The following is a 12,046-nucleotide window of genomic DNA, read 5'->3' on the forward strand; positions in this document are numbered from 1 at the left end:
AGGCTAACTTGTAGAATGTATTTGAATATATTGATTATACTTTTTTTACTTTAACAGCATTCATACCACGCATTCCTTTTTCTAGTTCAAAAGAAACTTTATCATTCTCTGCAATTTCATCTATTAAACCACTTACGTGTGTAAAATATTTCTCATTATTTTCTGTATCAATAATAAAACCAAAACCTTTAGAAGAATCAAAAAAAGAAACTTTTCCTTTTCTTACAGGATCTTCTTCTGGTAAATCTTCTTTTTTAGTTACAGATATTTGTATATCTTCTAACTCATACTCTACCTTTAACTCTGGGTCTGGTGGGGTATCTGTTAAATTTCCATTATGATCTACGTAAGCAAATTGAATACCTCCATTACCATTTGCTTCTTTGTCGGCTTTTCTAGCCTCCATTTTTTTACGTTTTTCTTCACGTTTTTTTAAACGCTTCTTTTCTTTTTCACTTTTACTAAATGTCTGTTGCGATTTTGCCATTAAAAATATTAGAATATTAAAATTAGTACTGTTTATTAGAAAATGCTTGGTAATTTTAGCTACAGAAGTTTTAAAACATCAAAGTATATTTCTTCTAATAAATTACAAATATACAAATTTATTAAAGAAATATTTTCAATATTATTTTGATAGGAAAATAAAGTTGTAAGAATAAATATCTAAAAACATCTCTTGTGTTTAAGTTGTTCTGTTAAATGTTAATTTTTTTACAAAAAAAAGTATTTTAAACTTTTGTAATAGTATTACTATTATATTTGCAATTGTTGAAAATAATTCGAAATGAAAAATTTATTATCTGTTTTAAAAATTTCTGTACCTAACAATGTATATATTAAAGATCCAGAAACATCCGATTTAGGAAAACGTATAGTAGAAAATAGCATTATACTAATAAATGAAATTGGTTTTGAAAATTTTACTTTTAAAAAATTAGGAACCAAAATTGGCTCTAATGAGAGTTCTATTTACAGATATTTTGAAAGTAAGCACAAATTGTTGCTTTATCTATCCTCTTGGTATTGGGCTTGGTTAGAGTATCAATTGGTTATAGAAACGTTTAGTATTTCAGACAATCAACAAAAATTAGAAAAAGCTATAGATGTATTTACAAGAAAAGTAAAAGAGGACTCTACATTTTCTCATGTTAACGAAGTATTTTTATATAAAATAATTGTAAATGAAAGCTCTAAATCATATTTAACTAAAGAGGTTGATAAAGATAATAAAGAAGGGTATTTTGAAACTTATAAACGTCTAATTTTAAGATTAGAGCAAATGATTTTAGCAATAAAGCCCAACTACAAATACGGGTTAAGTTTAGCTAGTACTATTTTAGAAGGAGGTTTGCATCAACACTTTTTAACAGAGCACTTCCCTTCTATTACAAATTGCAAACAAAAAAACACACCCAAAGAATTTTTTATTGAATTAGTAAAAAATACCATTAGATAAATATGGAAGAAAAAAAATTACACCCTTGGAAACGGTTTATCAACTTATTAAGGTTAGAAAAACGTGATATTTTTCAAATTTTTTATTATGCAATTTTTGGTGGTATTGTTGCTCTATCACTACCCTTAGGTATTCAAGCGATTATTAACTTAATACAAGGAGCACAAATTTCTACTTCTTGGGTTGTTTTAGTAATTGTAGTTACACTTGGTGTAATTTTTTCTGGAGCTTTACAATTAATGCAACTAAGAATTATAGAAACCATTCAACAAAGAATATTTACAAGAGCTTCTTTTGAGTTGAGTTATCGCTTTCCAAAAATAAAAATGAATGAGTTGCGTAATTATTATCCACCAGAATTGGCAAATCGTTTTTTTGATACATTAACCATTCAAAAAGGACTCTCTAAAATTTTAATTGATGTACCTACAGCATTATTGCAAATTATTTTTGCATTGATTTTGTTATCCTTCTATCATCCATTTTTTATCATATTTGGCATTCTATTATTATTGCTTATTTACATTGTATTTAAATTTACGGCTCAAAAAGGTTTAGAAACTAGTTTAAAAGAATCTAAAATTAAATATAAAGTAGCACATTGGATACAAGAGGTAGCAAGAACTGTAGTGAGTTTTAAACTTTCTGGAAACACAAATTTGGCAATTCAAAAAAATGATGCGTTGGTAGATCAATATTTAAAAGCAAGAGAAAGTCATTTTAAAATCTTAATACTACAATTTTCTCAAATGGTTGGTTTTAAAGTTGTTGTAACGGCTAGTTTATTGCTAATTGGTGGAGCTTTGGTTTTAAATCAAGAAATGAATATTGGCCAGTTTGTTGCAGCAGAAATTATCATTTTATTGGTTATTCAATCTGTAGAAAAACTTATTATTGGATTAGAATCTTTTTATGATGTATTAACATCTATAGAAAAAATTGGCCAGGTGGTTGACAAAGAATTAGAATCTCAGGATGGAGAAAGACCGATGTTTAAAGATGGTTTAACAATAGAACTAGACAATGTATCTTATAGAGTAGCAGATAGAAAAAAACCTATTTTAAAAGATGTTTCTCTAGTTTTACATCCTAAAAGTAGAATTTTAATTAAAGGAGAAAGTGGTGCAGGAAAATCTAGTTTACTACGTTTATTATCAGGAATTATAGAACCAACAGAGGGCAATATTTACATTAATAACTTATCGTTAAACAGCTTACATTTAAATCATTATCGTTCTCAATTGGGTTTATCACTATCAGATGAAACTCCTTTTGAAGGAACTATAAAAGACAACTTGGTTTTTGGTGATAAAGAGATAGATGATAGTATTATTTATAAAGCACTTGATATTGTAGGTTTAAATCAGTTTATCAAAGAGCAACCTTATGGTTTAGAAACAATAATTTATCCAGAAGGAAAACAAATGTCTTTTACCATTGCTAAAAAAATACTATTAGCTAGAGCAATTATTAAACAACCCCAAGTGCTCATTTTAGAAGATCCTTTAGATCAATTTAATTTAGAGGAAACTAAAGATATTATTAAATATTTAACAGCTCCAGATAAACCTTGGGCATTAATAGTTGTAAGTAGTAAAAAAAGCTGGAGCACACAATGTCAGCAAATAATAACCTTAGAAAAAGGAGAAATTAAATCTATAATATAATAGCTATGTTAAATATTTCTAACAATCAATTAAATAAAAAGGTAGATTTAACTTTATTTAAATCTGGTAAAGAAATCTTTACCAAAAACTATTACAAAGCATTTAATAAATTTTTATTAGTTTTTGCCATTCTAGGCTTTATTATACTTTTTTTACCTTGGACACAGAATATTACTGGCCAAGGTATTGTTACCACTTTAACGCCAGAACAAAGACCACAAACCATACAATCTCAAATTCCTGGTAGAATAGAAGAATGGTTTGTAAGAGAAGGAGATTATGTTAAAAAAGGAGATACTATTCTTAGAATTTCTGAAATTAAGACCGATTATTTCGACGATCAATTAATTGAGAGAACCAATCAACAAATTAATTCAAAAGTTTTATCTGTTGGTGCTTATAAAGAAAAAGTAAACGCATTAAAAAGACAAATAACCTCTCTAAAAAGAGAACAAATTTTAAAGTTAGATATGGCAAAAAATAAATTGCTACAATCTAAACTAAAAGTACAAAGTGATAGTATTGAGTTTGAAGCTGCTAAAACCAATATAAAAATAGCTAAAAGACAATATATACGTGCAAAAACATTAGAAAGTGAAGGTATTGCAGCTGTTAAAGATGTAGAAGAGAAAAACTTAAAACTACAAAAAACACAAGCAGCTTTAATAAATAAAGAAAACAAATTACTAGAAAGTAAAAACAATGTTATTAATGCAAAAATAGAAATCACAAGAATTACTGCAGAGTACAGTAATAAAATTTCTAAAGCTCAGAGTGATATGTCTACAGCCATGTCTAGTGGTTTTGATGCAGAAGTTCAGGTATCAAAACTAGAAAATAGCAATAGCAACTATACTGTAAGAAGAAATTTGTTATACATAACAGCACCACATGATGGTTTTATAAACAAAGCCATAAAAGGCGGAATTGGTGGGACTTTTAAAGAAGGGGATGATTTGGTGGGTATTATGCCAGAAAAATACGATTTAGCTGTAGAAACCTTTGTAAGACCAATAGATTTACCATTATTACATATTGGCGAAAAAGTACGTGTGCAATTTGATGGTTGGCCCGCCATTGTTTTTTCTGGTTGGCCCAATGTTTCGTATGGTACTTATGGTGCAAAAGTTGTGGCAATACAAAATTTTATAAGTGACAATGGTAAATACAGAGTTTTATTAGCACCTGATGAAACAGACCACACATGGCCACAAGCCATCAGAGTAGGTTCTGGAGCAAGAACCATTGCTTTATTAGAAGATGTTCCTATTTGGTTTGAGCTTTGGAGACAGCTAAACAGCTTCCCTCCTAACTACTATCAACCTAACGGAAGTAACAAAGGAAAATCTGACGCAAAAAAGAAATAATATAGCCATTTTAAGATTTTAAAAACATGAAAAAGTATATTTTAATGCTGTTTTTGTTGATTTCTGCCAGTGTTTTTTCACAAGAAAAAGTTACTTCTGTAATGACGCTGTCTGAATATTTAGGCTATGTAAAAAGTTTTCATCCTATTGTAAAACAAGCCAACCTTGTAATTAACGAAAGTGAAGCAAAACTTTTAAAAGCAAGAGGTGCTTTTGACCCTAAAATAGAGGTAGATTTTGATAAAAAAGAATTTAAAGACAAAGAGTATTACACCAAACTAAATGCAGCTTTTAAAATACCTACCTATTATGGCTTAGAATTTAAGGCAAATTTTGAAAACAATGATGGCGTTTTTTTAAATCCTGAAGCAAACGTGCCAACAGACGGTTTGTACAGTGCTGGTGTTTCTGCTTCTTTATTAAAAGGTTTGTTAATTAACAAAAGAATGGCGTCTTTAAAACAGGCGAAACTGTTTTTAAATCAAGCAAAGGAAGACCAACAAATAGTAGTAAATAATATATTGTACAATGCCTCTTTATCATACTTTACTTGGTTAAAAAATTATAATGAACAAAGGGTTTATAAAGAATTTTTAGAAAATGCTATTACTAGATTTAAATTAACAAAAAGAGCTTTTTTTGAAGGTGAAAAACCAGCCATAGATACTACAGAAGCAAAAATAACTTTAGATACAAGAAAGCTAAATTTAGAAAAAGCTAGAATTAAATTGGTAAAATCTTCATTAGAATTATCTAATTTTTTATGGCTGAATGATAACACTCCAGTAGAATTACAAGACAACATCCTACCCGATATAAATACTTTTAATTCTATTGATGCTACCTTTAATATTGCTTTATTTAATAATGAAAATTTTGATATTAACAAGCACCCAAAAATAAGGTCTTTAGAGTTTAAAATTAAAAGCCTTGATGTAAATAGAAGATTTAAAATGAATAACTTATTACCAAATTTAGATGTGCAATATAATTTTTTGACTCAGAATAGAAATCAAATAAACACGCTGAATATGCAAGATTATAAAGCAAGTATTAAATTTAAACTCCCCTTATTTTTAAGAAAGGAACGAGGAGATTTAAAATTGGCTAACGTTAAATTGAATGATAAAAAATACGAAAATGAAGTAGCTAAACTTACTATTAAAAATAAAGTGTCGGGTATACAACAAGAGTTAGAATCATATATTTTACAAAACGATTTAACTGCTAATATTGTTAAAGATTATACCACCCTTTTAAAAGCAGAAGATAGAAAGTTCTTTTTAGGAGAAAGTTCTTTATTTTTAGTTAACTATAGAGAAGTAAAACTTATAGAAGCCAAATTAAAAGCTATAAAATTAGAAAACACCTTTTTTAAAACCAAAGCAAACTTGTTTAAAACCGCAGTTATTTCTATAAATTAATCATTTATTTTCGAATCTGTAAAAAACTTCACAAAGTTATTTTGTGAGGTCTTATATATAATTTATCTAAGAAATCTAATCTTCTTCTTCTAAAGTAAAAAAATCGTTTACAGGTATATTAAAAATAGTAGAGAGTTTTAATGCCAATACTGTAGAAGGAACATACCTGTTTTTTTCGATAGAATTAATGGTTTGTCTTGATACTCCTATTTTTTTCGCCAAATCATCTTGTGTTAATCCTAAAATGGCTCTCTGTACTTTTAATGTGTTTTTCATCTTAGTTATTCATTCTTTTTAATTGCCAAAAAAACAGCAATTGCACAATTAACATAAAAAACAATACTTGAAAATAACTAAAACTAGATAATGTATCATCTTGATTTAACAAAGTAGCCACTGCATAATTAATGGCAGGTTGTACTAAAGAATAAACGATTGCTAAAATAAAAGCCAATCTATAAGACTGAGAACGTAAACTATCTAAATACTCATCTTCTATTTTTTCTTTAGATAATGAAATGATTAATAAGCCAATTAACAGTGTTCCCTGTAAAATTGGACGAATCCATTCTGAATCTTCAATATATTTTCTTAAAATCATTAAAAGAAAAGCACCTATTGCAATAATATGTCCTGCTTTTTTATATGGATTCCCAAGTTGAAATTTATTCATTTTTTGAAGTTGTTTTCTTTCTCTTTCACAAATAGTTGATTTAGACATCGTATTTTATTTTACAATTAGACAAGTTTATTTTATATAATGACAAATATACTTTACATTTTTGAATTAATCAATTTATTTTGACTAAATTTAAAAGAACAAACACCGAAACTTATTATTATGACTCCTAACAAAAAAACACCAGGATCCTTTTGGGTCATTGGTCCTATCGCCCTCCTTTGGAATTTAATGGGTGCAATTGCTTATTTAATGCAAGCATTTATTACAGATGCACAAATTGCGACTTTACCTAAAGATCAACAAGCCCTTTATTTAATTGAACACCCTGCTTGGTATACAGCTTTGTTTGTACTGGCTGTTTTTGTAGGTACTTTAGCTTGTATTGTACTTTTATTAAAAAAGAAGTTTGCCTATCAATTATTTTTAATTTCTGGTATTTGTGCCATTGTACAACAAGGTTACTTATTAACAAACATAGCACTACCAAGTGTTATAATGCCTGTTATGATTATAGTAATCTCGCTCTTTTTAATTTGGTATTCGAAAAAATGCGTTCAAGATGGCATTTTAAATTAAAAAATGCAGTAGCCCTTTTTTATTCAAACAATGCAGCAATAAACTCAGCTACACAAGCTGGTTTTGCTGCATTTTTAATTTCTATTGTACAAGAAAAAGTAACTTTAATTCCGTTATTATCTAAATCTTCAATTTTCTTAACAGTAGTATGTATTCTTAATTGACTGTTTACAGGAACAGGATTTGGGAAACGAACTCTATTCAATCCATAGTTTAAGCCCATTTTTAAACTTCTAATACTAAAAACATCTTCTAAAAGTTTGGAAATCATAGCAACAGACATAAAACCATGAGCAATCGTACTTTTAAAAGGAGTCTCCTTCTCTGCTCTAGCTTCATCAACATGAATCCATTGTTTGTCAAAAGTTGCATTGGCAAAATCATTTATCATTTGTTGAGAAACGGTATACCAATTTCCTGTTGGTAAATCTTTACCAAGCATTGTTTTAAAATCGGCAATCGTATCAAATGTTCTCATTTTATTTGTTTGATTTTGTAAAAATATCGTCTTTAATTTTAGGAAGTTCTAAATGAAACTTTACAGCAATTACTCTAATTACAACCACAACAGATACGGCTATCATAAAATTTAGTTGATTATCTACATGTAAAGATTTTAAAATTAAAAAAACGATTCCGCCAGCTAAACAAGCAAAGGCATAAATTTCTTTTTCAAAAATCAAAGGTACTTTATTGGTTAAAACATCTCTTAAAACCCCACCAAAAACAGCAGAAGTCATCCCCATAATTAAAGCTATGATTGGGTGCAAATTGTAAGACAATCCTTTTTGTAAACCTAACAATGTAAAAACACCTAAACCAACAGTATCAAACAAAAACATGGTTTTACTTAAAGGTAAAATTTTACTTTTAAATAAAATAGTGGTTATTACAGCAATAAAAATAGTGTATAAATAGTTTAAATCTCCAATCCAATTTATTGGGTGTGCATTAATTAATAAATCTCTTAGCATACCGCCACCAACAGCAGTTACAAAAGCAATTATTAAAACCCCGAATAAATCGAACTTTTTATCAGAAGCAACCAAGGCACCACTTACTGCAAAAGCAAAAGTTCCTAAAATATCTAAAATGTAAATAACATCCATTTACGTAGTAATTTCGGTAAACTTTATGTTTAATTCTTTTTGAATTTCGTGTATTCTAGGTAATTCGCTTGGTAAAATAAAAGCAATAGAATTTCCTGTTTTTCCTGCTCTAGCAGTTCTACCACTTCTGTGTGTATAATACTCTAATTGTTCTGGTAATTGATGATGAATAATAAATTCTAAACCTCTTACATCTATACCTCTAGCCGAAACATCTGTAGATATTAAATACTGCATGCTACCGTTTTTAAAAGCTCTCATGGCTTTTTCACGATCTCTTTGCTGCATATCTCCTTCTAAAGCTCCTACAGAAAAACCTTCTTCTTTTAGTTGATTGTACAAGTTTTGAACGCCTAATTTTGTTCTACAAAAAATAATACCTCTTTCTGTACCTCTTTTTTCTATGTAAGCAACAATATCATTTGTTTTTTGCTTGATGGTTGTTTTTACATATTGATGCCTTATGTTTTCGTTTACCAAAGAGTTTCTATTAATTTCTACTCTTGGCGAATTAGAATCCATGTAAGTTTTTATAATTCTTTGAATTTCTTCTGGCATTGTTGCAGAAAACAACCATGTGTTTCTTTGCCCAGTTGTAAACTTTAAAATTCTATTTAAATCTTGTTTAAAACCCATAGACAACATTTCATCTGCTTCGTCTAAAACCAACGTTTTTATATTACTGATGTCTATTTCTCCTCGTTCAATTAAATCTACCAATCTACCAGGTGTTGCAATTACAACATGTGTAGTTCTTTGTAAGTTTTTAATTTGGATGTCAATTTTTTCGCCACCAAAAACGGCTTCTAAAAAGATTTTATCGTTACAATATTTTGTGAATTTAAAAAGTTGCTTTTTTATTTGTTGCACCAACTCTCTCGTTGGCGATAAAATTAAGGCTTGTATTTCATCTTTTTTAGCATCAATATTTTGTAATATTGGTAATCCAAAAGCTGCAGTTTTACCTGTACCTGTTTGTGCTAAACCTACAAAATCGGTTTTAGAATTTAATAAAATTGGTATGGCTTTTTCTTGAATTTCAGATGGAATTTTAATTCCCAATTCGTTTAACCCTTTTATATATTCTTTTTGAATGCCTAAATCTAAAAATGTACTCATAACTAATCTTTCTTAATAAGTTACAAAGATACTTTTATTTAGGTGGCTGCAATACATTTAGCACGTTTTCTCTAATTCTAGATGGCTTATAAGTTTCTGTATCTAACATGCCCCAAATTGTTTTAGCTTTTACCAACACATCATTGTTTTTATAAAACTCCATATAACGTTCAGATTTAAAACCTTTGGTTTCTCCTACCCAAGTTTTTACTGTAATTTTATCACCTAAAACGGCTTGTTTTACATAATCTATCTCATGTCTTAATACAACCCAAATAAACTGAGGTAAAGGGTTATTTCTGGTTAAAAATGCCCAATGCTCAAACGCAACCTTATCCATCCATTTTACATAAACTACATTATTTACATGATTTAAAACGTCTATATCTTCTAAATTTACAACTATTTCTAGTTCAAAAATATCTTTCATTATTCCTTTTTTACAAACTTATCATTTTAAATAATTGTATAATAATTATTGATGATAGAATTCCGTTCAACTTCTAATTTATGTTGATATTTGGCAAATCATATGAACAAATTAGCAAGCGATTTAGGTACCGAAAAAATTAGCAAATTATTGATAAAACAAGCAGTTCCTGCAACTATAGGGATTCTTGTAATGTCTTTAAACATGATTGTAGACACCATTTTTGTAGGAAAATGGATTGGTGTTTTAGCAATTGCAGCCATTACAGTAGTTTTGCCTATTGCATTTTTAATTTCTTCTATTGGAATGGGTATTGGAATTGGTGGAAGTTCTATAATTTCTAGGGCTTTAGGTGCAAACAACTACGAAAAAGCATTTTTAACTTTCGGAAATCAAATTTGTTTAACAGTCATTTTAGCCATTACATTTGTTTTACTTGGCAACCTTTTTAGTGTACCAATTTTAAATTTATTTGGTGCAAAAGGCGATATTTTACCAATTGCATCAGACTATTTTAGTGTGATTATTTATGGAGTTCCCTTTTTAGCTTTTGCAATGATGGGAAACCCTACGATTAGAGCAGAAGGAAAACCAAAATTTGCTATGTATGCTATGATGATTCCTGCTGTGCTAAATATTTTGTTAGATATTTTATTTATTAAAGTATTTAATTGGGGTATGTGGGGCGCTGGTTTGGCAACTTCTTTGTCTTTTGCAAGTTGTGGTTTGTATATTTTATATTTCTTTTTATCTTCTAAAAGTGAACTACAAATAATTCCTAAAAACTTTAAATTAGACCATAAAATTGTAAGAGAAATTGTTGAATTAGGTGGTGTTTCTGTAGTTAGGCAAGGAGCTGTTAGCATATTAATGATTGTATTAAATTATTCTTTATATAAATACGGAGGAGAAATTTCTATAGCAATTTTTGGAATTATCAACAGAGTAATGATGTTTGCACTATCTCCTGTTTTAGGGGTTTCTCAAGGATTTTTACCTGTGGCTGGTTTTAATATTGGTGCAAAAAAAAATGATAGAATAAAAGATACCATTAAAATATCTGTGTATTTTGGAAGCATTATTGGTACCATTATCTTTTTAGGAATTGTATTTTTTAAAGAAGAAATTATTTGGGTATTTACCAATGATGCCACTTTATTATCTGAAACACCTAATGCAATGCTTATTGTTTTTTTAGCAACTCCAATTGTTACGATGCAATTAATAGGTTCTGCTTATTTTCAAGCAGCTGGAAAAGCAATACCTGCACTAATTTTAACACTTTTAAAACAAGGATTTTTTTTAATTCCACTAGCCTATTTTTTACCAAAGTATTATGGTGTAAATGGTGTTTGGTGGTCTTTTCCAATAGCAGACATCTTATCTACAGTCATTACAGTTTTGGTTTTAAAACGAGAAGTTGACAAGAATTTGAACTAATTCTGTTAATTTTGAAGACGGAAGTTAAAAATTTACTACCTAACAACTTTAAAGCATTCCAAATTAATTACTAAAGAATACTTTCACCGTTTAAATTAGTGGTTAAAATATCACTGAACAAATTAAAAAAAGGGCGTAAAGCTTTGTAACTTTTATCTACTTCTTCAATAAAGTTTTCTGATAATACTTCTTTATCTGTAAAGTTTTTAACAGCTATAAACCCTTTTTTACGTAATAAATCTATATCTGGATGTGCTTTATCAAAAACTCTTGGAGCCGTTTTTAATTCGCCAAAACTTTCAAACTTACTACCAAAATATTTTTTAAAATTTTTATCCTCTAAAATTTCTCTAATTTCAGAAGCATCTAATTCTATCTCTTTTCTAATTCTAAATAAATCTTCTTTATTTGGTTCCCAAAAACCACCTGCTAAAAAAGATTCTCCTGGTCTTATTCTTAAAAAATAACCACCCCTTAAAGCTGCACCTAATCTAGAATACGAGTTGGCAAAATGAGCTTTATAAGGTGTTTTATCTTTAGAAAAACGAACATCTCTATAAATACGCATCATTTTAGATTTTTCAATTTCATCGTGTTTTTGCAAATTAGTATGTATTGCCGCAAATACCTCTTTTGCATTTTTTTGTGCTTTTAAATACGTTTCTTTATTGTCTGTAAACCAATCTCTATTATTATTTTTCTGAAGGTTTTCTAAATATTGAAATGTTGTTTTTTGTATTTGCATTTTTTTGTTGTTATTAAAAAGTTCAATT

The 12,046-nt window shown here is 28.6% G+C and carries 14 protein-coding genes; 6 read left to right on the top strand and 8 right to left on the bottom strand.

Annotated elements, in window-relative coordinates; genetic code table 11:
• Window positions 1-34: 34 nt before the first annotated feature.
• Window positions 35-487, bottom strand: coding sequence for a cold-shock protein (locus Q0662_RS02380; RefSeq protein ID WP_298946798.1), 453 nt, complete (start codon window positions 485-487; stop codon window positions 35-37).
• A 300-nt stretch (window positions 488-787) separates the two neighbouring features.
• On the opposite strand from Q0662_RS02380, the gene Q0662_RS02385 reads away from it, so the two are divergent.
• The 4 genes from Q0662_RS02385 to Q0662_RS02400 are packed head-to-tail and all read left to right on the top strand — an operon-like array spanning window position 788 to window position 5,917.
• Window positions 788-1,459, top strand: coding sequence for a TetR/AcrR family transcriptional regulator (locus Q0662_RS02385; RefSeq protein WP_298946799.1), 672 nt, complete (start codon window positions 788-790; stop codon window positions 1,457-1,459).
• 2 nt (window positions 1,460-1,461) lie between these two features.
• Window positions 1,462-3,126 (top strand): peptidase domain-containing ABC transporter, encoded by a 1,665-nt coding sequence (locus Q0662_RS02390; RefSeq protein WP_298946801.1) that lies wholly within the window; start codon window positions 1,462-1,464, stop codon window positions 3,124-3,126.
• A 5-nt stretch (window positions 3,127-3,131) separates the two neighbouring features.
• The gene (locus Q0662_RS02395; RefSeq protein ID WP_298946803.1) at window positions 3,132-4,493 is read left to right on the top strand and encodes an HlyD family secretion protein; all 1,362 of its coding nucleotides are present in this window, start codon (window positions 3,132-3,134) and stop codon (window positions 4,491-4,493) included.
• Between the two features lie 26 nt (window positions 4,494-4,519).
• Window positions 4,520-5,917 (top strand): TolC family protein, encoded by a 1,398-nt coding sequence (locus Q0662_RS02400; protein ID WP_298946806.1) that lies wholly within the window; start codon window positions 4,520-4,522, stop codon window positions 5,915-5,917.
• A gap of 75 nt (window positions 5,918-5,992) precedes the next feature.
• Here the strand turns inward: Q0662_RS02400 and Q0662_RS02405 are convergent, their stop codons facing one another.
• Window positions 5,993-6,193 (bottom strand): helix-turn-helix transcriptional regulator, encoded by a 201-nt coding sequence (locus tag Q0662_RS02405; protein WP_298946808.1) that lies wholly within the window; start codon window positions 6,191-6,193, stop codon window positions 5,993-5,995.
• Window position 6,194: 1 nt separating this feature from the next.
• Window positions 6,195-6,638 carry a hypothetical protein gene (locus Q0662_RS02410; protein ID WP_298946810.1) on the bottom strand — a complete coding sequence of 148 codons (444 nt, stop codon included), beginning with the start codon at window positions 6,636-6,638 and terminating at the stop codon, window positions 6,195-6,197.
• A 120-nt stretch (window positions 6,639-6,758) separates the two neighbouring features.
• On the opposite strand from Q0662_RS02410, the gene Q0662_RS02415 reads away from it, so the two are divergent.
• Complete coding sequence (locus Q0662_RS02415) at window positions 6,759-7,175, top strand: hypothetical protein (RefSeq protein WP_298946811.1); 417 nt, start codon at window positions 6,759-6,761, stop codon at window positions 7,173-7,175.
• Between the two features lie 19 nt (window positions 7,176-7,194).
• Here Q0662_RS02415 and Q0662_RS02420 read toward each other — a convergent pair whose 3' ends face one another.
• Genes Q0662_RS02420 through Q0662_RS02435 form a run of 4 tightly spaced genes read right to left on the bottom strand, consistent with a single transcriptional unit; the run spans window position 7,195 to window position 9,833 of the window.
• Complete coding sequence (locus tag Q0662_RS02420; RefSeq protein WP_298946814.1) at window positions 7,195-7,653, bottom strand: MaoC family dehydratase; 459 nt, start codon at window positions 7,651-7,653, stop codon at window positions 7,195-7,197.
• Window position 7,654: 1 nt separating this feature from the next.
• Window positions 7,655-8,284: a trimeric intracellular cation channel family protein gene (locus Q0662_RS02425; protein WP_298946816.1), complete on the bottom strand. Its 630-nt coding sequence runs from the start codon at window positions 8,282-8,284 to the stop codon at window positions 7,655-7,657.
• Window positions 8,285-9,403 (bottom strand): DEAD/DEAH box helicase, encoded by a 1,119-nt coding sequence (locus Q0662_RS02430; protein ID WP_298946818.1) that lies wholly within the window; start codon window positions 9,401-9,403, stop codon window positions 8,285-8,287. It abuts the gene before it with no gap.
• Between the two features lie 34 nt (window positions 9,404-9,437).
• Complete coding sequence (locus Q0662_RS02435; protein ID WP_298946819.1) at window positions 9,438-9,833, bottom strand: thioesterase family protein; 396 nt, start codon at window positions 9,831-9,833, stop codon at window positions 9,438-9,440.
• A gap of 102 nt (window positions 9,834-9,935) precedes the next feature.
• On the opposite strand from Q0662_RS02435, the gene Q0662_RS02440 reads away from it, so the two are divergent.
• A complete protein-coding gene (locus Q0662_RS02440; RefSeq protein WP_298946821.1) occupies window positions 9,936-11,273 on the top strand; it encodes an MATE family efflux transporter in 1,338 nt (445 codons plus the stop codon).
• 70 nt (window positions 11,274-11,343) lie between these two features.
• Here Q0662_RS02440 and Q0662_RS02445 read toward each other — a convergent pair whose 3' ends face one another.
• Window positions 11,344-12,018, bottom strand: a complete 675-nt coding sequence (locus tag Q0662_RS02445) for a DUF2461 domain-containing protein (RefSeq protein WP_298946823.1) — start codon at window positions 12,016-12,018, stop codon at window positions 11,344-11,346.
• Window positions 12,019-12,046 lie beyond the last annotated feature (28 nt).

It is taken from the genome of uncultured Polaribacter sp., assembly GCF_947503855.1.
Taxonomy (GTDB): domain Bacteria; phylum Bacteroidota; class Bacteroidia; order Flavobacteriales; family Flavobacteriaceae; genus Polaribacter.